Below are 21,094 nucleotides of genomic sequence, written 5' to 3' on the forward strand. Positions count from 1 at the left end.
AATTTATGAATCGTATATGACGCTTGCCAAAACCGCTCATTTCTGAGCAGTTTTAGGGCTTGCTAAGCTAGGATCGTCTTCGTAGTTAAATCCTCCGCCAAGTGATTTATACACATCAATTACGCTAGTAGCTACGCTTAGTTTTGATTGAGCAAGGTTTAGTCTTGCTGATAACAAATTTCTTTGTGAATCTAAAAACTCAAGATGAGTGCTGTATCCGTTGTCGTACCTGGCTTTTGAAAGATCGTAAATTTTAGCTTGAGACTCTACTAGATTTTGCATACTTTTTTCTTTTAACACCGAGTTTTTGCGTGTATCAAGAGCAGTTCTTATCTCACCGAACGCAGTTTTTACGGCTTTATCGTATGATAAAAAGCTTGCGTTTTGTTCTAAATTTGCAAGCTCTACTTTGTTTTTTGTTCTTCCAAAATCAAGAAGAGGCATTACGAGGCTTCCACCGACACTCCATGTATTTGCATTGTTTACGAAAAATCTATCAAATTCATCACTGCTAAATCCAAAAATTCCTGTTAAAGAGAGCTTAGGTAGATAGCTAGTTCTTGCTACTCCGACTAAGAAATTTGAAGCTTTAAGTCTTTGTAGTGCGCTTGCTATATCTGCTCTATGTAAAAGCACATCCGAGCTTATGCCGCTTGGGACTTCTGGCGTAGCTGGAAGAGCTAAAGGGGCATCTATGCTTTTGTATAGAATTTCATTTAAGTTTTTACCGACTAAAACGCTTAAAGCTGAGTTTGTTTGTGCGGCCTTGGTTTGCACATCTATAAGTTGAGTTTTAGCACTATGTACTGCTGCTTTGGCTTGATAATACGTAAGCTCGTCTATGGCTCCTGCATCAAGCTCTTTTTGCCTATAAGCAAGTGTTTCTTCGTAAGTATTTAATGTCTCATTTAGTATATTTTCTTGTTCTTTTAGAGATATGAGCGTAAAATACGTGCTTGCAGTAGTACTTGCTATACTTAGTCTTGCGTTCTCGTAGTCGTATTTTGTGGCTTTAAAAGTAGCTTCACTGGCGTTTGCGTTGTCTCTTACTCTACCCCAAAGATCTATTTCGTAGCTAAGAGCAGCACTTAGACTAAATGCGTTGTATTTTTTATTATCTTGACCTGTGTATGTTTCACCGCTTGAGCGATTTTTAGTTGCTTCACCGTTTAAATTTATATTTGGAAATAGCTCAACATTAGCTAAATTTAGGTTTATTTTTGCTTGTTCGATATTATTTAGAGCTATTAGAAGATCACTATTGTTTTTTAATGCTTCTGCGACAAGAGAGTTTAATCTCTCGTCACTGAAATCTTCCCACCATTTTTCATTGATGCTATAACTATCAAATTTATACTCATATGATTGCTCTATATCTATCATATCAGGCTTTAAAGAACATCCTGCTATAAGCAAACCAAATGAGGCGATCAAAATTAAATTACGCATTTTCCTCTCCTTTAGTAGCTATTTTACCACGTTTTTTATCTAGCCACAAATTAAAACTTTCTAGTATATAGAAAAAGAGCGGTACAAAGAAAATAGCTATCGTAGATGCTGCTATCATACCGCCGATAACTCCAGTACCTAGCGCGTGACGTGACGCAGCTCCAGCTCCAGTAGCTAACGCCATAGGTAAAACTCCAAGAGTAAAAGCAAGAGAAGTCATGATGATAGGTCTAAATCTCATCCTAGCAGCATTTATAGCGGCTTCTTTTATAGTTTTTCCTGCTAAGTGCTCTTGCATAGCAAATTCCACTATCAATATGGCGTTTTTAGCCGCTAGTCCGATGAGAAGTAAAAGTCCTATTTGAAAATACACGTCGTTGCTAAGTCCTCTTCCCCATGTAAAAAGAAGTGAACCAAATACGGAAAAAGGAACAGCAGTTACAACCGCTAAAGGCATAAGCCATCTTTCATACTGAGCTGCAAGTATCAAAAATACGAATATCATACCAAATACAAATGCTTGAGCTCCTTTACCAGTTGACGCTACTTCTTGATACGCCGATCCAGACCAGCCTATATCGTACTCAGATCCTAGCTCTTCAGTGATAACTTGTCTTATGGCTTCTATGGCTTCTCCAGAAGTATAACCTGGCTTTGGCTCGCCCATAATCTTTGCTGCTGGGAATCCGTTGAATCTATCTACATTGTCTGGTCCAAGACTTCTTGTGAGTTTTACTAATGAATCAAGCGGAACCATTTTGCCTTCGCTTGATCTCACATATAATGACCTAAAGTCCTCAGGAGAGTCTCTGTACTCTTCATAGGCTCTGATATTTACTTTATATGTTTTACCAAGTATATTAAAGTCATTGACATAATACTGTCCTATAGTCGCGTTTATAGTATCAAATATATCAGAAAACGCGATCCCCATCATCTTAATTTTTTCTTTATTTAGAGTAAGTTTATACTCAGGGAAATTCGTATCAAGAGTGGTTCTTACTTGAGTTAGAGCTGGGTGGGCGTTTGCTTTTGCAACTACTTTTTGCATATCGGCTTCTATCTCGTTGTAATTTTTACCGGTTGTATTTTGTGCGAATAGCTCAAAACCTCCTGTGATAGATAGACCCATTATAGGCGGTGGAGTTGTAGCAAAAGTCATAGACTCTCTATCTGCTGGGTAAAGTTGTCCTGTGAGTTGTCCTGCTATGGTAGCAGCCGCATTTTGTACTCCTAGTCTTTCATTCCACGGTTTTAGCGTGATAAACATAATGCCAGCATTTTCTCTAAGAGTTCCTGCTAGCATATCATATCCTGCAAGTCCGGTAACGTTTTTAACGTTTGGATTTTTTGCTACTATTTCACGTATAAACTCTGTATCTTCTAGAGTTCTAGTAAGAGTGGAAGCCGGTGGTAAATTTGTTATAGCAAGAATAGAGCCCTTATCTTCGGCTGGAACCAAACCGCCTGGAATGACTTTAAATAACTCTATCATCATAAATATTATAATTCCAACACATATAAGACTTATGATAACATGTCTGAGTATCTTTGCTACACCTGCTGTAAATATTCTCGTAGAAAAGTCGAAGAATTCATTAAATTTACGCACAAACCAAAATGGTGGATTCTCTTTTTTACGAAGTATGATAGCACACAAAGCAGGCGTAAGAGTTAATGCAACAAGTCCTGATATACAAACAGATACGACTAGAGTTAGCGCAAACTGCCTTTGTATGACGCCTACAAATCCTTCCATAAATGCAACAGGAATAAAAACCGCTGATAAAACAAGAACGATAGAAATGACGGGAGCTACTATCTCGCTCATAGCTTTTATAGTTGCTTCTTTTACGGTGAGTTCTGGTTCTTCATGCAGTGTCCGCTCTACGTTTTCTATAACGATGATAGCGTCATCGACGACTATTCCTATAGCTAGTATGAGTGCAAATAGCGTAATCAAATTTATCGAAAATCCCATAGCGTAGATTCCGCCAAACGCTCCTAAAATAGATACTGGCACTGCTAACATAGGTATGAAAGTCGCCCTTAAATTTCCTAAGAACATATACATAACGATAATAACAAGCACCATCGCTTCTATAAATGTTTTTATAACTTCTTCTATGGATACTTTAACGAACTCAGTAGTATCATAAGCTACTTGATAAGTCATCTCTCCTGGAAAATTTGGCTTTAGCTCATCTACCTTTTCTTTTATAGCTTTTGCAGTATCTAGTGCGTTTGCACCACTTTGTAAAAATAGTAGTACAGGAACCATATTTCCGCCGTTAAATTTACCTGTAAACGTATAACTTTGAGCTCCAAGCTCGATATTTGCTACATCTTTAAGCCTTAGTATATTACCTTTTGAATTTGCGGTAATGATTATATCTTCAAACTCTTTTATGGTTTTTAGTCTGCCTTCTGGTTTTATAGCATAGACATAAGGATTTCCGGCACTTGTAGGTTGCTCTCCTATTTTACCGGTTGCGTATTGAGAGTTTTGCTCTTGTATTGCTTTTATAACATCTGATGTTGTAAGCTTGTGTTTTTTAAGAAGATCTGGTTTTATCCAAACTCTCATAGAATACTCTTTAGAGCCTATAACTACAGCATCTCCTACGCCTGGGACACGTTTTAAAGCATCTGCTATATTTATGGTTATATAGTTGCTAAGCTCGGTATCGCTCATCTTGCCACTTGGATCATAAAAAGCCAAAACCTCAAGTATAGAACTACTTCTTTCATCTACTTTTACGCCGACTCTTCTAACCTCTTCTGGGAGTTTTGAAAGAACTGGATTTACTCTGTTATTAACATTTACACTGGCTGTTTGCGGGTCTGTACCGATCTCAAAATACACATTTAAGCTCATAGTTCCTGATGAACTAGACGTACTTTGCATATATATCATATCATCTACGCCATTTATAGCTTCTTCTAGTGGCGCTGCTACTGTGTCTGCTATGGTTTGAGCATCGGCACCATTATAGGTGGCTTGAACGACTATTTGAGGCGGAGTGAGTTGCGGATACTCTTCAACCGCTGAACTTTTTAGTCCTATGTAGCCGGCAATTACGATTATAATTGATATAACGCAAGCAAATACTGGGCGGTTGATGAAAAATTTGGAAAACATTATTTACCGCCTTTATCCATTGGAACTGGTTTGACTGGCTGTCCTACTTTTATCTTTTTAAAGTTATCTACTATGAGTTGATCGCCTTGTTTCAAACCGCTTGAGATAATCGCACTTGTGGCATCTTGAGATATGATCTTGATAGGATTTTTAGCGACTTTTCCGTCTTGAACTGTATAAACAAATGGATTTACAAGATCTTGTAATATAGCGACTTGCGGAATTTTAAAGCCGTTTTTTTGGTAAAATCCATAAACATTAACTTTTGTAAACGCCCCTGGTCTTATTGCCGTATTGTTATTGTCAAATTTTGCTTTAGCATTTACGGTTCCGCTTGTTTCATCTATGACATTGTCGATAAAACTAAGAGTTCCGTTGTAAATAGTTCCTTCGTATTTCATAGTGACTAAAGAATTTAGCTGTTCCCACTCTTTATCTTGAAGTTTTTGTGCGATATCTAGTTTATCGACATCTGAAATGGCAAACTGCACAAATATAGGATCTAGCTTTGTTAAGCGAACAAGCTCACCATCACTTGGACTTACGTAAGATCCAACGTCTTTTAGAGTATCACCGAGTACACCAGAAAACGGAGCTGTTACCACTGAGTAATCAAGGTCGATTTTTGCGGTTTGTAAAGTCGCTTTAGATGCTAAAACTGTTGCGTTTGCTGATTCATAAGCTGCTTTAGAAGCGTCATATTCTTTTTGTGAGATAGCATTTTGCTCGTAGAGCTTTTTTGATCTTTCAAAATCAGTGCTAGCATTTTTATAGTTTGCTTCAGATACTTTTAAATTTGCTAAAGCGGTGTCATAGGCGGCTTTGTATTTTGCTTGATCTATAAGATATAACTTATCGCCTTTTTTTACGCTAGCTCCAGCTTTAAAAAACTGCTCTTCTATAGTTCCAGTAACTTTAGCTCTTAGGATCACGTCCATATCGCTCGTTGTCTGTCCGCTAAATTCAAGCGTTATAGGTATAGTACCTTGACTTACTTCGATAACTCCTACTGGAAGAGTAGGCATCTGTGAGGCGTTGCCAGCATTTTTTTCATTCGCATTAGAGCAGCCAGTTACTATAAGCGAGGCGGCTAAAATAGCTAGTTTATAAAGTTTATTCATTTATTTGCCTTTCATTATCTTTTTATTTTAATTTAGTAATGACTATTACAAAATAGTTTGGGATTATACATCAATTTTTTAAAAATGTCAATCAAAACTTTAGCCAAGAGCTCCTTTTAAAAAGAAATCTACGCAATTTTTCACCCATTTTTTTTGTTCATCTTCGGTCATAGAAAAACGTTTTGAAAATACTACTTTATCGATAGAAAATGGTTCTTCTAGTATAAAACAGAATCTAGCAGCTAGGATCTCTAAATTTTGATCTTTAAATCTAGATCTTATAGATGGTTTTGAGAAAAAATTAATTAGAATCTGGTTTATAAATTTAACCCCTCTCTCATAAAATATCTGACAAATTTGGGATTGTTCGTTGAATGACTCACTAAATATAACTTTTTTAAGTAAAAAGGATTCGTCTTTAAAGGCTATACCTATATATTCTTCGGCAAATTTATATAAAAATTCCTCTAAGTCATCGGAATCTTCTAAAGATATTTTTTTACTGATATCTGAGTGAATTTTTTGAACACCACGATCGATTATGGCTTTAAAAAGTCCTTCTTTACTACCAAAAAGTTTGTATATGGTCGAAAGTGATCCACCACTCTTGTTTATGATGTCATTTAAACTGGTGTTTGTAAAACCATTTTTTAAAAATAGTTCCAAACCGGCAGATATGATTAGCTCATATCTGTCTTTTGTCTTTTGTGTTTTTAAATTTTTAGTCCCATTTTCATGCATTAATTACCTTTTTGTAGAGCTTTTTGCAGTTCTATCATTTTTGGAAATACAAATCTCGTATCTCTTGTGACTGCGATCTGCTCATGATCATCAATAGCGTAAGCATTGATCTTGATATCGATCGGAGTATCTTTTTTATCTACTTTTACTAGAGTTTCATTTGTCTTTAGCACAACTATGATCTTACGTTTCCCGCCAGCGCCGATCTTTATCTTATCTTTTGGTTTGCTCACCTTTATTCTCGTATCATTTACGTCAAAATAATACGTATGCTCTTTGTTTTGCGTATTTTGGATCAAAAATGTATATGCATTTTGTACTTCAAATTTACCATCATCTGCAACTATTTTATATAGTTCGGTTGTGCGGTTTATATTTAGTAGCATATACTCTTTTTTTGTGCTCATCAGCGCTAAGGCTATCACTGCGATAGATAGAACTACTATATAAGCGATAGTTCTAAATCTAAAATAGTTTACTTTTTGTCTTGTTTGCAATGATTTTGCGCTTGTCCAGTTGATAAGACTTGTTTTACCAAGTTTTTCCATAACTGCCGAGCAAGCATCACTACATTCAAGGCAGTTTATACACTCAAGTTGCATACCTTTTCTTATGTCTATGTGAGTAGGGCAGATATGTACGCAAGCTTCACATCCGATACACTCAGCGTCAGGCTCTACTGGTTTTTTGCCTATTTTAGTATGCCCATCATATATTTTACCGCCGCGTTTTTCGTCATAGATGACTTGCACGGTGTCATTGTCAAACATTACACTTTGAACTCTTGCGTAAGGACATACGTAGATACAGAAATTCTCAGCCAAAATCGTAACGTCATATACTATAAAAGCAGTGATACAGATGAGAATCCCAAGTAAAAATTTATGTTCTAGCGGATCTGAAAGATAACTGAAGAAATCTTCTGGTGGCACGAAATACCATAAAAAGTTACTAGCTGCTATCAGAGCAAGACAAGTCCAAAGAAGAACACCGATGGTTTTTTTGATGTAATCGCCATCAAATTCTTTTTGTTTGTCGCGTATATTTTTACGAATTTTAAGTATCTTTGTTTGGATAAGATCTCTATAAATAACTCTAAATATGGTTTGCGGACATGCCCAGCCACACCAAATACGCCCACCCAAAGTCGTAAGAAAAAATATACTAAGAAATAATATAATAAGCAAAAACGGCATAAGATATAGCTCTTGCATATCAAATGACGTAAAAAATAGATGGAGCTGTTTTTTGTCAAAACTGAGTAGAAAAAAGTGGTTGTCATTTATCTTTATAAACGGCAAAACAAGCGCTATAAAAGTAACTATAGCATATATTGCGTAACGTTTTTTCGCATAATGAGTTTGCGAACAGGAGTGCATACAATCTGACATGTTCATCCTTTAAATTTAATCTGACACTATTATATAACTTCTGTTTTTAAAAATAGATTAAATAAATTTACCATAAATTTACTTATAAATAAATTTTAAGCTCTATTTAGATAGAATTAAGACTTATTTTAATCTGAAAGGTGGTGAGGACTGTGCCAGGAGTAAAGGTACATCCTAATGAGTCTTTTGATGAAGCTTATAGACGTTTCAAAAAACAAACTGATCGTAATCTAGTTGTTACTGAAGTTCGTGCTAGAAGATTTTTTGAGCCTATGACTGAAATTCGTAAAAAACAAAAAATTTCAGCTCGCAAAAAAATGCTTAAAAGACTTTATATGCTTAGACGTTATGAGTCTAGACTCTAAAACCATAGCCGGAAACTTTTCCGGCTTTTTTAATCCAAATTCTTATCTATTTCTTTGATTTTTTCTATAGCTTTATTAGCTGATATCTTTGCATTTTTGCTCAAGCCTTCTTCAAAGTTAAGAACATTTTCAAGTAGCACCGAGATACCTAAAAACAGCGTTTTTGGTGTGATGGTTCTAAGATAGCTTAGTAAAACTGGAGTTGGTAGATTGTGCGTGGAGTAGATGTAATCTCTCTCGTCACTAAGGTCAAAAAACTCTATTTTATCATCTTTAAAGCCACTCATAGCATCGACTACCACAATGATATCAGGATCAAACTCACGCAGAGCGCCAAACTCGTTCTCGGGCACGTCTTGCCCATAAAATACTCTCCAGCTAGGTATCTGCTCTTCTACTAGCTCACCCACGTATAAACCAACAGCGTCATCGCCCCTCATTTTGTTGCCTATGCAAAGCAGAGCCTTTTTAAACTCTTTTTTGGTTTTAGGCATTTTTAGCTCTTTTTAGGACGATATAGCCTTCGTCTAAGCTAGAAAGTATATCTCTAAACTTTGAGCTTGGAAGCTTGTCTTTTAGCACTTTTGCGTGAGCAGGCAAGATCTCTACTTCAAAATATTTATTTATATTTCCGAGTTTAAATTTGACATATTCATCATCGCTATCAAGCATTTTATTCCACTGTTCATCATCAAATTCGGCTATCTTTTCGTTAAAATCTATCGTTCCTACGCCGTGTCCTATGCAAGTACTAAACGTGACTATCTGTTTGTAAATTTGTGGAAGCTCGTCGTTTTCATCAACGTGACGTTTTGTGAGTTTCCAGACTTGTATCACTTTTTATCCCAAATTTGATCTAAATTTATATAAAATTCATTTGAAGCATTTGCGTATTTTAGATAAATTTCATTAAAAAGTACGGCTAGACACTCAGCGTATCTCGGATCTTCTTGCTCTTTTATAGCTAAACTTAGCGCTTCTTTTGCAAGAACTGGATCTTTTGGATTGACACAAGTTTTTAGGGCAGTTATAAATTTATCATATAAAATCCTGCCATATATATAGCTCATCAAAAACTTAGCTTTTACAAGTAGATCGCGCTCAAAAGAAGCATCATCAAGTAGCGATTTTTGAGTTAAATTTGGTAGCAAATCGTCGTCTTTGAAGCTCTGTTTTTCTAACTTTTGCTCTATCAGACCGACTGAGGTAGCTAAAGCATAGATAATGCTTGCTGGATGAGGTGGGCAACCAGGCACAAATACATCAACTGGTAAAACCTTATCGGCTCCACCCCAAACTGCGTAACTATCGTGAAATATCCCGCCGCTTACTCCGCACGCGCCAAAGCCAACTACTATCTTTGGATCTGGAGTGGCTTCGTAGGCTCTAAGAAGCGGATAGTACATCTGTCTAGTGATAGGTCCTGAGACTATGAGAATGTCTGCATGGCGTGGGTTTGCTACTAGTTTAAATCCAAAGCGTTCTGGATCCCAAAGCGGACTAAGAGCTGCAAATATCTCTATCTCGCAACCGTTGCAGCTTCCGCAGTCTATGCGAAATACGCTGAAACTGCGTTTTATGTTTTTGAGTAAATTTAGCTTTGAGTTTAGATCATTTGATCTTTGTATATCATCAGGTACAACGTACATTATTTTACCGCCTTATACTCTTTGTTTGTCATCATCTCTACTACTCTATTTTTCTTGCAGCTAGGGCAGATATGTAGGTATTTTTTAGCTTCTTCTAGTCTTTGTTCGCTTAAAGTGCTAAGCCTTTGCTCGCAAAACTGAATGAATTTTTTACTCAAAAACGCTTTACCACAAACAGTGCATAGCTCACTTTCTAACTCTCCTTCTTGGATGAGTGCTGATTTATCAAATTTAACCGTAAGTTCGAAGTCATTGCTTAGCCTTATAGCCGCAGTAGGACATACCTCGTCGCAACGACCGCAAAATATACATCTACCACAGTCGTATCGCCATTTTATGGATTTTTTCTCACCATCCCATTTTACGCTTATGGCGTTGCTCGGACACGCTACTCCGCAAGCCGCGCAACCTATGCAGTTTGCGTAATTATACGTCGGTTTACCTCTAAAATGCTCTTCTACTATATAAGGCTCATATGGATATTTGCTTGTGACGATACCTGTTTTTTTGACTATATCGTAAATCTTCATCTTATATCCTTTGTTGGACTATCTTTTAGGCTTTGGCAGTATTTTTTAAGCTCTTTTTCGCCTATCACTTTTGACTTTCCGCTTTTTACATTTACCAAAGTCACGCGCTCGGTGCAAGAGTAGCAAGGATCCAAACTACATACGATAAGCGCGGCGTCTGCTATGGTATTTCCTTGTAGCTGATATCTTAGGCTTGACCAGTTGTTATACGTAGAAGCTCTACATCTCCAGCGATACACCTTTTGAGAATCGCCTTGCATGATCCAGTGCATATTTTCTCCGCGTGGTGCTTCATCATATCCTAAACAGTAAGCTCCAGGTTTTAGCCTATAATTAGTATCTATAAAAATAGCGCCTCCAGGCATTATATCAAGGCACTGTTTTACTAGCCGTAAGGCTTGTTTGCAGTCATTATAGCGAACTAATTCTCTGCTTAGCACATCGCCGCCAAACTGGACGTTAGGAGTAAGCTCAAGCTCTTTGTAAAATCCATAAGTATGATCATATCTTGTATCTCTTTTAAATCCGCTTCCGCGTACGTTTGGACCGACTGGGCTAAAGTCACGTGCTACTTGTTTATCAAGAATGCCTATGCCTTTCCAGCGTCCTATTTGGCGCTTATCTTCCATAACAACTTGCCAAATTTCATCTAGCTGGGTGTCAATTTTTTCTAGAATTTCATAAGAACGTTTTATCTCATTTAGCGTGATATCTCGTCTAACGCCGCCGATCACGATAGTACCGTATGTTTTTCTACCGCCTGTTATGAGCTGAGCTAGTTCAAGTGTGTATTCGCGAACTCTAAATATATGCATAAACGCCGTATAGTTTCCAGTAACTTCACAAGCTAAGCCTAAATTTAAAAGATTTGAGTGCATTCTTTCTATTTCACTACTCATAACTCTAATAGCTTGTGCACGGCGTGGAATTTCAAGCCCGATGCCTCTTTCTACTGTTTCAACGCAAGCTATAGAGTGAGCAAATCCGCATATTCCACATACTCTTTCTGCAAGGTAGCTCATCTGGTTATAGTTTAGTCTATTTTCGGCTAGTTTTTCCATACCTCTGTGCTGATAAAATAGTCTATAGTCAGCATCTACTATGGTGTCGCCATCACAGTATAATCTAAAATGCCCAGGCTCATCGGCTGTTATATGTAGAGGTCCTAAAGGTATGTCTGTTACAGAGCCATTTGGTCGCATAAACTCATAGTCTGGCTCGTCTTTTGGTTGCACTGGGTCTGGACGAAATTTATAATCCATAGCGTCTTTTCTAAGCGGATATAAATTTTCAGGCCAGTCATCACTAAGAACTAGCCTTCTTTTATCTGGTAAGCCCTCAGCTACCAAACCAAACATATCGTAAGCTTCTCTTTCATACCATACACAAGCAGGAACCAAAGGTGTAACGGAGGGATAGCAAGGGTCATTTTGAGGGATAAGTGTTTTAACTGTGATAAAGCATTTTTCGCTACTTTCTATCTCATCTATAGTCCCGTCTTCTTTGCTCATTTTTGAGCCTTCCATAGACAAAACGTAGTAAAGCGCGTAGCTTTTGTTTATGCTTCTTTCATCGTTTGCTACCATACTAGAAAGCCAGCCACCGATACCATAGTATAGTTTATGAACGACTTTTGGTAGATCGTTTCTATCTACTAAAATAGTTATCTGATCTTCGCATTGTCTGCTTGTTTCTAAAATACTAAATTCACTCTTTAAAATATCTATAAATTTATCGCCTATCATTAGTTCCCTTTTATAATCATAACGCTATTTTGTACTAATGTCCAAAAGCTCTCAAACTGCCATACACCAAAACTTATCACTAAAAACGCAAGTAAAATAAGTGGTATGTTTTCCCATAAACTCATTTCTTTTTTAAATTTGATCTCGCCTTTAACTTCGCCAAAACTCGCCATAAAAAAGTGTGAAAAATCGGCTATAAAGATGATGGTTAAAGCCACTGCAAATAATACTACTGCTGTAAATTGACCGCTTAAAACCGCTGCTTTAAACGTCAAAAACTCACTTACGAAGATAGCAAATCCTGGAACGCCGACGAGCGAGCAGATAGATACGCCAAATAAAACAGTTGTGAGTGGTGCTAAACGCACCATATTTCCCATTTTATCCATATCATTTGTACCGTAGATTCTAGCTGTGTTTCCTGTGGTGAGGAATGCTAAAGCTTTTGTAAAACTATGAGCCGCACAGTGAAAAACTGCTGCAAAAATGCCTATTTTTCCACCGACTCCAAGCCCAAAAGCGATAACTCCCATATGCGCTACTGAATGGTAAGCAAACATTCTTTTTATATCGTGTTGTCTGATAAGAAAAAATGCCGATACAAAAAGTGTTAATGTGCCACTTATCAGCATCACTTGCTCGCTAAAGTCACCTATGGTCGCATTTGAAGCGATAGCGTAGTAGCGCAAAAGTCCTAGCATAGCGCATTTTATAACGATCCCGCTAAGCATAGCCGAAGTTGGAGCGGGACCCTGTGCGTGAGCGTCAGGAAGCCAAGTATGAGTAGGCACAAGTCCGGCTTTTGTACCAAAACCGATTAATGCAAATATAAATATAAGCTTTAAAACATCGGGATTTAAATTTGTAGCTTGAAGTATTAAATTTGAAAACAGTATCGCGCTTTTTTCATCGTGTAAGGTATTTAAACTAGAAGAGTATAAAAGTATAGTTGCAAACATAGCAAACGCTAAACCGACTGAACAGATAACTATGTATTTGTATCCGCTTTCAAGTGAGCGTTTATTGTCTTTTAGCGCTACCATAAATACAGTTGCTAGAGTGGTTGCTTCAAGAGCCGCCCACATTATCGCCATATTGTTGCTAATACAGCTTAAAGTCATAGCAAAAGTGGTTATATGGGATAAAACAAAATTTATTTTTGTCTGTTTTAAGCTCAAATTTGATGAGTTTAAATGCCATTTAAAATAACTAGTTGAGTATAAATTTACGCAAAATCCAGTCAAGCTGATGAGTACTAAAAATACAGCCCCCAAAGAGTCTAAAAATAGCATATCGTTAAATGCGTAAATAGTTCCTACGCTCAAAACTCTGCTGATTGCATAAAGTAAAGCTAAAGATACTACCGCGCTACAAAGTATATGTAGAGCACTTAAAACTCTTAGATTTAAAGGAGATATAAATAAGATGAGAGAACAAACCAAAGGAAGTAGTAAGATCAAAAATAAAATATCCAAGGGTTATCCTTTTAAGTTGTCGGCTATGCTTGTATCAAGAGTGCCGTAAATTTTATAGTAACGAAATGCTAAAATACTCATTATGATGATAGCAAAAATAGCATCGCTAAGAACTCCAAGCTCGACTAAAACGTGAGAATTATAAGCTGTGAGAGCTAGACTTAGATGAATACCGTTTTCAAATAAACAGTAAGATAGAATTTGTTTTATAAATGAGTTTCTCAGTATAAAACCAAATACTCCTACTATAAAGATGAAGATAGTGCCGATCAAAGCCGTTTCGCTTTTGATAAGTGAAAACTCCAAAAGTACTGGAGCCATAATCATAGCAGAGCCTATAGCAAAAGCAAATGCAATTAACGGCGAAACTAAAAATCCGCCAACTGGTTCGACTTCATAAGCAACTCCGAGTTTTTTTACTAAAAAAAGCAATATAAAAGGGACAAATAAGACTTTTGTAAAAAATGCTATTATAGCCCACGAAAATAGCTCTTTTGCATCGTATGTAAGCGCCAAAGATACAAAAATACTAACTAAAAATATAGTTTGTAAAATATAACTAAAGATGCTAAGTCTAAAGCTTCTAAAGCCAAAAACAAACAGGCTTGAGATCATCATCAAGATGACTAAAATTTCCATATCATACTCCTACTACGTAAAGGCTAAGAGATATAAGAGATATCAAAAGTATACAAGCAGAGTTGAATTTCAAACTTGTTAGTATCCTAAATCTCGGTCCAAAGTTGTCTATCAAAATAGCTCCTATATAAAAAAGTCCGACTAAAATCAGATGAGAGATAAGTGACAATAAAGGATTTGTAAAGCCAAGTGGTATAAATACAACTATAAAAAAGCTTATCATAGCAAACTGTTTTAGCATAAGAGCCATCTCTACTAAAGCTAGATCTCTTCCGCTGTATTCGCCAATAACTCCTTCTTGCACCTCTTGCTCGGCTTCTGCAAGATCAAACGGCTTTCTTCCTGTTTCAACATACATAGCCCATAAAAACGCTACTGAGGACAGCGCGTAAGATGCGCTTGCGTAGCCAACTTCGCCACTGCTTACTAGCTCTTTTATTGTTGGAAGATTTGTAGTTTTTGCTAGACTTGCTACGACTATCAAGCAAATTATCATTATAGGTTCTATATAAATAGCTATAAAACTTTCTCTACTAGCTCCTACTCCTGCGTAAGGATTTGCGCTGTCTAAGCTAGCGATACCAAAGATAAATCTAAAAAATGCGACTAGATAAACCACAACTATGATATCGCTTATGGCTCCTGCATTTGCTAATCCGCCGTAAGTTATTGGCATTATCATCACTAGTAAGGCAGTTACGCTAAAAAGCATATACGGGCTAAATTTAAAAAACCAATGCACACAGTTTGGAATCGTGCGAGAACGTTTTAAGAGTTTAAATATATCGTAATAAGTCTGTAGTAATGGAGAGCTTTTACGGCTTTGGATCTTACCGCGTAGATTTCTAGCTATACCGTCAAATAACGGAGTAAGCGCCAAGGCAACAAAAAGTTGTAAAATCATCAGTAAAGCAGCTTCCATCTAAGCCCCCAAAAAGTAAAATCCAGCTACAAGCATAGCATAAAGATAAATTAGTATATATACTACGTAAAAGTTGCTCCGTCCGTTTTGAAAAACACCTATTTTATCCGCTATAAATGCGTTAAATTTGATGATCGGCTCATAAAGCAGATCCCACCAAAAATCTTTGGTATCGTTCTTATAAACCGCCGGTTTAAAATAGCTATTTTGGCTAAATTCAGGCTTAAATTTAAATAATTTGCCAAACAATCTTTTAAAATCCCCGACAAATGAATTTGAGTTCATACTCATTTGCGGATTAAATTTAAATCCGCAAGCCCAAGGCTCGCTCTGTCTGGCTCTGCTCATATTTGCGCCAAATAAACCATACAATATAAATGGTAATATAAATAACATACAAAGCAGTAAAGCTATAAGCGGAAGCGAGATAGTGTTTATATTTACGCTAAGATCTGTATTTGGTACTAAGCTAAGCACCACGCTTGTAAGCATTCCTAAAATATTATTTGAAGCAATACCTAGATAAATGCAGCTTATGGCTAAAATTCCCATTGCAAAAGATATAAACAAAGATCTCTTTTTGATATCTATATTTTCGTTTTTACAAACGCCACAAAATATCGATCCATAAAGCCTTATAAAAGCATAAACTACCAAAGCGCCAGTTATCGCTAATGCTACTATACTAAGGCTAAATATAGCTCTTGCTAGCAAGCTCTCATCAAGCCCGCCAAATAGCATAGAACGGTATATAAACCATTCGCTAACAAATCCGTTTAACGGCGGAAGAGCCGATATACTTATACAAGCGATCAAAATAAAAAATGCGCTAAGCGGCATCTTTTTAGCAAGTCCGCCAAGGTTTGTCATATCTTTTTGACCAGTTGCTAGGTGGATATCTCCAGCTCCAAAAAACAGAAGAGATTTAAAAACAGAGTGGTTTAAAGTGTGAAAAAGTCCGCCTACAAAACCAAGTAATATCAAAGTAGGCTCGTTTATGCTCACGCCATAAAATCCAACTCCTACGCCAAGTAAGATTATCCCGATATTTTCAACCGAACTATATGCTATAAGCTTTTTGTATTGTGTTTGAACTAACGCGTAAGATATACCAAGAATTGCGCTAATTGCACCAAAAATGATAACGCTTAAAGCAAAACTGGGTAAAATTTGAAGCATCAAACTAAATTTAATAAGTCCAAATATAGCTATCTTTGACATAACTCCGCTCATCAAAGCAGATATATTTGACTTTGCTAATGGATAGGCTAGTGGCGAATGAACATGTAAAGGAAAAACTCCTGCCTTGCTGCCAAATCCTATAAATAAAAGTATTAAAATAATAAGAGCCGCGGTTTGAGGAATTTGTAAATTTACCCATCCGCTAAACTCAGAACTATTAGCAAAATATGAGAGTATCAAAAGAGCGATGATGATACAAAACGCCCCTACCTGCGCTATGCCTAGATAGATCATAACGGTTTTATTGCTACCTGGCTCATCGCTAAATTTGAGCAATAGTACTGAGAGCAGAGTCATTATCTCCCATAAAACTATAAAACCAAAGACATTGTTGCTAGATACGACAAGTAGCATCGTGAGTATAAAAAACGAAAATAGAGCCGCAAAAACGCTCAAATTTGACTCTCTTTTCATATTTTTTATATAGCCAAGCGAGTACAAACTAGCTCCAAATCCTATAAAAACGATGATAAAGCTAAAAAATCCTCCAAGCGGAGTTATCAAAAAGCTAGGTTCAAATAAAAAATTTCCGCCAAGTCTAAAGCCGTATTCGCTTTGTAAGTTCGATATAAAAAATAGACTTGCAACGAAGCAAAGTATGCTTAAAAGACCAAAAACGACGTACGATATAAAATTCGGCGCTTTATATCCTGCTAATCCTAAAATTCCAAGTAAGAAAAATCCAAGATATATAAACTCAAGCATCTGCTTCTCCTTGCTGCGTTTCTAGCGTCTCTTTTGGTGGTTTTTCTTTTTGTGCTATTATGATTTGAGGTGGCGGACAATTTAGGATCTTAGATATGAAATTCGACATATTTTGTCCGTCTTTGAGTTTTTTACCATATTTATGTTCATTTGTGATAGGATCAAGCATCACCAAAGCGCCCTTTGGACAGACTTCTACGCAAGCACTTCCCTCATCTCTGCCATCGCAGATATCGCATTTTATCGCTACGCTCATAAAACCGTCTCCGCATACGTCCATTTCGTCTAAATTTGATCCGTTTGATGGAATTTCTAAGCTATCAAGATGAATCGCACCGTATGGACAAGCATTTACACATAAAGCGCAACCTATGCAAAGTCGCTCATACACTTCAACATATCCATTTTTGTTGCGTAGAGCAGCGCTCGGACATACCAGCGCACAAGGCGCGTCATCGCACTGGCGACATTGATTTGGCATAACGCCGTTCGTCATTTTTATAACATCAAGTCTCGGTTTTGCTAATTTTCCGCGTTTGTAAGCCTCTTTGCTGCACGCTTTCATACAGGCTTTGCAGCCTATACAAAGCTCAGGATCGCAGATCACGAATTTATGCTTTTTATCCAAATTTGACCCCATTTTTATCATTTTTATTCTAAATTTATATAACGCAACACGGATATTTTAATGTTAAGTTAAATATTTTTTAATTTTAATTGTATAATTTTAAAACTTAATTTGGAATTTATATTTCTTGCATTTTGATACTGAAATAGTCTATGAATTTAGACTAGGATAGCATTTTTATGAGCTTTTCGTTTTTGTATTTTTTATATTTATAGTAAAATCAAATCTCTATTAGCATCGCCTTTACGCATAAAAGCAGTTAAAAATAGCTGGGATAAGATAGATCGTTTTGTAGCTTTTACTATAGTATTTATAAATTTGATGCTTCGCTTTACATATCTAAAACTATCTATGCCAATGCTACTTTTAGTAACAATTTAAAATGCATACAGACATTTATAAATTCATTTATATTCATCTTCTAAGCGTATTGTAGTATAGTACGTGATTTAAAATTATTAAAATATACAAAATTTACAAGATTACTTTTTGGAAATTATTTTTATTTAAAATTATGTTAATTTTTTACAAGGGGGATAGTATGAAAAGTTTTATGATTTTATCTGCTGTAGCAGCGTTGGCTCTTAGCTTAAATGCTAGTAGCGTAACATTAGACGGTAGTAACGTAACGTCTCGCGATATAGTAGATATAGCAAATGGAGCAAAGGTGAGCATTGATCAAAATGCTTTTTCAAAAGTAAAAAAAGCACATGAAATTTTGCTTAATGCCGCAAAGGACGGTCAAAAAATTTATGGACTAACAGTCGGCGTCGGTCTTAATAAAGATAAAAATTTCGTTGATGCAAAAGGAAATTTAGATCCAGAAGTCATCAAAGCATCAACGGATTTTAACATAGGTCTTATACACGCTCATTGTGGCGGTGTTGGTGAAGATCTACCGCTTCAAACAGTAAGAGCGATCCTTGCAACGAGACTTAATAATATGCTTTTTGCCGGAGCTGGTGTTCAAGAAGAGGTTATACATCTTTATCAAGAGTTTTTAAATCAAGACATACTTCCTGTTATGCCAAGTAGTGGTTCAATGGGCGAAGCTGATATCACTATACTAGGACACATCGGTCTTGCGATGTTAGGAGAGGGTAAGGTCTATTATAAAGGTGTAAAAATGAACGCCAGCGAGGCTTTGCAAAAAGCAGGGCTTAAAAAACTATCACCGTTTGGTAAAGATAGTTTGTCTATATTGAGTTCAAACGCTTACTCAGCAGCACTTGCAAATCTTGCGCTTGAAGATTTTAAACAAGCATTTGAAGTTTCAAAAACAGTATTTGCGCTCAGTTTAGAGGCTTTAAACGGTAATGTTGCTCCATTTTTACCAGAAGCTACTAGTTTAAGACCTTATCCAAGCTTTGTCTCAACTGCAAAAGAGATAAGAGAGATCTTAAAAGGTAGCTATCTTTGGGAACAAAACAGTGAGAGAGCTTTGCAAGATCCGCTTAGTTATAGGGACGCTACGTATCTGTTTGCCGCACTTAAAAGCAGCATCGACGAATTAGAAAAACTAATGCAAATTCAGCTAAATTCCTCAGACGATAATCCAGGAATTTATATAGGAAAAAGTTCAAAAGATGCTAGTTTTCAAGAAAATAAACTATTTACAAACGGTGGCGCTGTTGTTCCTACATCAAATTTTGAGCCGTTACTTTGGGTAGTTGAGTTTGAAAAAGCGTCTATAGTTTTAGCTCATAACTCAAAAGCTTCAGCACACAGAACTATAAAATTATCAGACGATGGTTTCACTCATCTTAGTAGATTTTTAGGCACAGATAAAACCGTCCACGCTTTTGGAGCTATGCAAAAACCTTTTGTGTCACTAGCAGGTGAAAATGAATTTCTAGCAAATCCCGCTTCGCTTGATTACTCTCCTGTAGCAGGAAATATAGAAGATATTGCGACAAATGCGCCGTTTGTAGTTCAAAAGTTCCAAAAACAGATAGATAACTTTTATCATATTTTAGGTATGGAACTCATCCACGCAGCGCAAGCTATCGATCTAAGAAAACAAAAAGACCCAAATTTAAAACTATCAAAATCTACACAAAAATTATATGATGAGTATAGAAAAGTCGTTAAATTTATGGATATAGATAGACCTTTAAGCGACGATTTCAAAAATTCGGCGAAATTTTTGAAAGATTATAAATAAAAGGATATCGCTATGAAAAAAAGTACATTTTTGCTTGTTTCAATGATCGCTAGTATGGCTTTAGCAAGTAGTGATACGTTGCAAAGTGCGCTTAAAGATGGTACGTTTAGCGGAGATATCTCCGCTTTTTCAGAAACTCGTCATATAAATGAAGGTCAAAAAAGCGTTTATTATAATAATACATCATATATCATAGGCTCTGTTGGCTTAAAATACGAAAGCGATTTTTATAAAAATTTCAAATTTGTAACAGGTTTTAGAGGTACTACTCCTCTATATGAAAAAGATAAAAATTATAAAACATTGCACGGAACTGGAGATTCTACGGAGAGAATTTACGAAGACGATAGGATGATGTTGTCAAATTTATATTTAGAATACAACGCATACGATACGTCTGTTAAAGTAGGTCGTCAAGAGATGATAACTGACTGGGTCGGTAAGATAAATGACGGAGTTAGAGTGACAAACAACTCTATAGAAAACTTGACTTTGGACGCTATCTGGACACGCGCTCAAGGTAGAGTTTATATGAAAGAGATGTGGGGTTTTAAAAGTATAAATAAAGACAACGGTGGACTTTTTAACCTCGGTGGAACTTATAAATTTGATAATGGACTTGGATTTAAAGCGTACGGTTTGTACGCAGATGAGGTATTTTCAGCTCTTGGCGCAAAGATCTTCTATGATGGACAAGTAAGCGATGAGCTTGGTGTTGGCGGTACCATTCATTATGCCCAAAGCGACGAAGATAAAAACAAAGATGATGGTAGCGTTTTTGAGGGATTGCTCTATGCTAAATACTTAGATACGAAACTTACTTTGGGATATGTAAAATCAGGTAAAGAGATCGGCTGGGGTAGTTTAAATATGGCTGGAGATCAAATCGTTCAATTTGAAGAGGGCGATGTAATGTATGAAAGAGATGCTAAGACTTTTTATGCGATGTTGTCGACGAGCATAGCAGATCTTTCCTTAACTGGTATATTTGGTACAACAGAGTATAAGCTTAAAGGCGGCGATGATACGGATTATAGACAAAACGAATTTAGCGCATGGCTTAGTTATCCTATAATGAAAAATTTACAAGGACTTTTGATATATGATCAAGTATTTAAAGCTCAAGCTGGATATCCTAGTTTGACTCAAGTCGGCGTCGGGCTGATTTATAGTTTTTAAGGAGATT

Annotated in this window: 18 protein-coding genes; 3 read left to right on the forward strand and 15 right to left on the reverse strand. The window is 36.5% G+C overall.

Going from position 1 to position 21,094, the window contains the following annotated elements:
• Positions 1–36: 36 nt before the first annotated feature.
• The 5 genes from CHHT_RS00610 to ccoG all read right to left on the reverse strand — a co-directional run bounded on the left by CHHT_RS00610 (position 37) and on the right by ccoG (position 7,844).
• Positions 37–1,449 carry an efflux transporter outer membrane subunit gene (locus CHHT_RS00610; protein WP_034963135.1) on the reverse strand — a complete coding sequence of 471 codons (1,413 nt, stop codon included), beginning with the start codon at positions 1,447–1,449 and terminating at the stop codon, positions 37–39.
• The gene (locus CHHT_RS00615; protein ID WP_034963137.1) at positions 1,442–4,591 is read right to left on the reverse strand and encodes an efflux RND transporter permease subunit; all 3,150 of its coding nucleotides are present in this window, start codon (positions 4,589–4,591) and stop codon (positions 1,442–1,444) included. The genes CHHT_RS00610 and CHHT_RS00615 overlap by 8 nt, the downstream gene beginning before the upstream one ends.
• Positions 4,591–5,712 carry an efflux RND transporter periplasmic adaptor subunit gene (locus CHHT_RS00620; protein ID WP_034963139.1) on the reverse strand — a complete coding sequence of 374 codons (1,122 nt, stop codon included), beginning with the start codon at positions 5,710–5,712 and terminating at the stop codon, positions 4,591–4,593. The genes CHHT_RS00615 and CHHT_RS00620 overlap by 1 nt, the downstream gene beginning before the upstream one ends.
• Before the next feature lie 99 nt (positions 5,713–5,811).
• The gene (locus CHHT_RS00625) at positions 5,812–6,453 is read right to left on the reverse strand and encodes a TetR/AcrR family transcriptional regulator (protein WP_034963141.1); all 642 of its coding nucleotides are present in this window, start codon (positions 6,451–6,453) and stop codon (positions 5,812–5,814) included.
• Complete coding sequence (ccoG, locus tag CHHT_RS00630) at positions 6,453–7,844, reverse strand: cytochrome c oxidase accessory protein CcoG (protein WP_232051091.1); 1,392 nt, start codon at positions 7,842–7,844, stop codon at positions 6,453–6,455. Before ccoG ends, CHHT_RS00625 begins: the two co-directional genes overlap by 1 nt.
• A 152-nt stretch (positions 7,845–7,996) precedes the next feature.
• Between ccoG and rpsU the strand changes: the two genes are divergently transcribed.
• Positions 7,997–8,209, forward strand: a complete 213-nt coding sequence (gene rpsU / locus CHHT_RS00635; RefSeq protein WP_002848116.1) for a 30S ribosomal protein S21 — start codon at positions 7,997–7,999, stop codon at positions 8,207–8,209.
• 29 nt (positions 8,210–8,238) lie between these two features.
• Here rpsU and CHHT_RS00640 read toward each other — a convergent pair whose 3' ends face one another.
• The 10 genes from CHHT_RS00640 to CHHT_RS00685 are packed head-to-tail and all read right to left on the reverse strand — an operon-like array spanning position 8,239 to position 17,765.
• A complete protein-coding gene (locus CHHT_RS00640; RefSeq protein WP_034963142.1) occupies positions 8,239–8,703 on the reverse strand; it encodes a hydrogenase 3 maturation endopeptidase HyCI in 465 nt (154 codons plus the stop codon).
• Positions 8,696–9,046 carry a formate hydrogenlyase maturation HycH family protein gene (locus tag CHHT_RS00645; RefSeq protein WP_034963148.1) on the reverse strand — a complete coding sequence of 117 codons (351 nt, stop codon included), beginning with the start codon at positions 9,044–9,046 and terminating at the stop codon, positions 8,696–8,698. The genes CHHT_RS00640 and CHHT_RS00645 overlap by 8 nt, the downstream gene beginning before the upstream one ends.
• The gene (locus CHHT_RS00650) at positions 9,043–9,858 is read right to left on the reverse strand and encodes an NADH-quinone oxidoreductase subunit B family protein (protein ID WP_034963151.1); all 816 of its coding nucleotides are present in this window, start codon (positions 9,856–9,858) and stop codon (positions 9,043–9,045) included. Before CHHT_RS00650 ends, CHHT_RS00645 begins: the two co-directional genes overlap by 4 nt.
• Positions 9,858–10,388: a formate hydrogenlyase complex iron-sulfur subunit gene (locus CHHT_RS00655; protein ID WP_034963152.1), complete on the reverse strand. Its 531-nt coding sequence runs from the start codon at positions 10,386–10,388 to the stop codon at positions 9,858–9,860. Before CHHT_RS00655 ends, CHHT_RS00650 begins: the two co-directional genes overlap by 1 nt.
• Positions 10,385–12,133 (reverse strand): NADH-quinone oxidoreductase subunit D-related protein, encoded by a 1,749-nt coding sequence (locus CHHT_RS00660; RefSeq protein ID WP_034963154.1) that lies wholly within the window; start codon positions 12,131–12,133, stop codon positions 10,385–10,387. Before CHHT_RS00660 ends, CHHT_RS00655 begins: the two co-directional genes overlap by 4 nt.
• A complete protein-coding gene (locus CHHT_RS00665; RefSeq protein ID WP_034963156.1) occupies positions 12,133–13,608 on the reverse strand; it encodes a proton-conducting transporter transmembrane domain-containing protein in 1,476 nt (491 codons plus the stop codon). The genes CHHT_RS00660 and CHHT_RS00665 overlap by 1 nt, the downstream gene beginning before the upstream one ends.
• Positions 13,609–13,611: 3 nt before the next feature.
• Positions 13,612–14,247 carry a hydrogenase 4 membrane subunit gene (gene hyfE / locus CHHT_RS00670; RefSeq protein ID WP_034963159.1) on the reverse strand — a complete coding sequence of 212 codons (636 nt, stop codon included), beginning with the start codon at positions 14,245–14,247 and terminating at the stop codon, positions 13,612–13,614.
• 1 nt (position 14,248) lies between these two features.
• Positions 14,249–15,169 (reverse strand): respiratory chain complex I subunit 1 family protein, encoded by a 921-nt coding sequence (locus tag CHHT_RS00675; protein WP_034963161.1) that lies wholly within the window; start codon positions 15,167–15,169, stop codon positions 14,249–14,251.
• Positions 15,170–17,116 carry a proton-conducting transporter transmembrane domain-containing protein gene (locus CHHT_RS00680; protein ID WP_064019589.1) on the reverse strand — a complete coding sequence of 649 codons (1,947 nt, stop codon included), beginning with the start codon at positions 17,114–17,116 and terminating at the stop codon, positions 15,170–15,172. It abuts the gene before it with no gap.
• Positions 17,109–17,765 (reverse strand): 4Fe-4S dicluster domain-containing protein, encoded by a 657-nt coding sequence (locus tag CHHT_RS00685; RefSeq protein ID WP_232051092.1) that lies wholly within the window; start codon positions 17,763–17,765, stop codon positions 17,109–17,111. Before CHHT_RS00685 ends, CHHT_RS00680 begins: the two co-directional genes overlap by 8 nt.
• Before the next feature lie 520 nt (positions 17,766–18,285).
• Here CHHT_RS00685 and CHHT_RS00690 point away from each other — a divergent pair.
• Together CHHT_RS00690 and CHHT_RS00695 are read left to right on the forward strand one after the other, a co-directional pair.
• Complete coding sequence (locus tag CHHT_RS00690; protein ID WP_034963164.1) at positions 18,286–19,908, forward strand: HAL/PAL/TAL family ammonia-lyase; 1,623 nt, start codon at positions 18,286–18,288, stop codon at positions 19,906–19,908.
• A 12-nt stretch (positions 19,909–19,920) separates the two neighbouring features.
• Complete coding sequence (locus CHHT_RS00695) at positions 19,921–21,087, forward strand: Opr family porin (protein WP_034963166.1); 1,167 nt, start codon at positions 19,921–19,923, stop codon at positions 21,085–21,087.
• The last annotated feature ends 7 nt before the right edge of the window (positions 21,088–21,094 follow it).

The sequence above is a fragment of the Campylobacter hyointestinalis subsp. hyointestinalis genome (assembly GCF_013372145.1).
Lineage (GTDB): Bacteria > Campylobacterota > Campylobacteria > Campylobacterales > Campylobacteraceae > Campylobacter > Campylobacter hyointestinalis.

Excerpts from the sequence above, each read along its gene's own strand:
- CHHT_RS00610 (WP_034963135.1), bottom strand. The coding sequence starts at position 1,449 with ATGCGTAATTTAATTTTGATCGCCTCATTTGGTTTGCTTATAGCAGGA.
- CHHT_RS00615 (WP_034963137.1), bottom strand. The coding sequence starts at position 4,591 with ATGTTTTCCAAATTTTTCATCAACCGCCCAGTATTTGCTTGCGTTATA.
- CHHT_RS00620 (WP_034963139.1), bottom strand. The coding sequence starts at position 5,712 with ATGAATAAACTTTATAAACTAGCTATTTTAGCCGCCTCGCTTATAGTA.
- CHHT_RS00625 (WP_034963141.1), bottom strand. The coding sequence starts at position 6,453 with ATGCATGAAAATGGGACTAAAAATTTAAAAACACAAAAGACAAAAGAC.
- ccoG (WP_232051091.1), bottom strand. The coding sequence starts at position 7,844 with ATGTCAGATTGTATGCACTCCTGTTCGCAAACTCATTATGCGAAAAAA.
- CHHT_RS00640 (WP_034963142.1), bottom strand. The coding sequence starts at position 8,703 with ATGCCTAAAACCAAAAAAGAGTTTAAAAAGGCTCTGCTTTGCATAGGC.
- CHHT_RS00650 (WP_034963151.1), bottom strand. The coding sequence starts at position 9,858 with ATGTACGTTGTACCTGATGATATACAAAGATCAAATGATCTAAACTCA.
- CHHT_RS00655 (WP_034963152.1), bottom strand. The coding sequence starts at position 10,388 with ATGAAGATTTACGATATAGTCAAAAAAACAGGTATCGTCACAAGCAAA.
- CHHT_RS00660 (WP_034963154.1), bottom strand. The coding sequence starts at position 12,133 with ATGATAGGCGATAAATTTATAGATATTTTAAAGAGTGAATTTAGTATT.
- hyfE (WP_034963159.1), bottom strand. The coding sequence starts at position 14,247 with ATGGAAATTTTAGTCATCTTGATGATGATCTCAAGCCTGTTTGTTTTT.
- CHHT_RS00675 (WP_034963161.1), bottom strand. The coding sequence starts at position 15,169 with ATGGAAGCTGCTTTACTGATGATTTTACAACTTTTTGTTGCCTTGGCG.
- CHHT_RS00680 (WP_064019589.1), bottom strand. The coding sequence starts at position 17,116 with ATGCTTGAGTTTATATATCTTGGATTTTTCTTACTTGGAATTTTAGGA.
- CHHT_RS00685 (WP_232051092.1), bottom strand. The coding sequence starts at position 17,765 with ATGATAAAAATGGGGTCAAATTTGGATAAAAAGCATAAATTCGTGATC.
- CHHT_RS00690 (WP_034963164.1), top strand. The coding sequence starts at position 18,286 with ATGAAAAGTTTTATGATTTTATCTGCTGTAGCAGCGTTGGCTCTTAGC.
- CHHT_RS00695 (WP_034963166.1), top strand. The coding sequence starts at position 19,921 with ATGAAAAAAAGTACATTTTTGCTTGTTTCAATGATCGCTAGTATGGCT.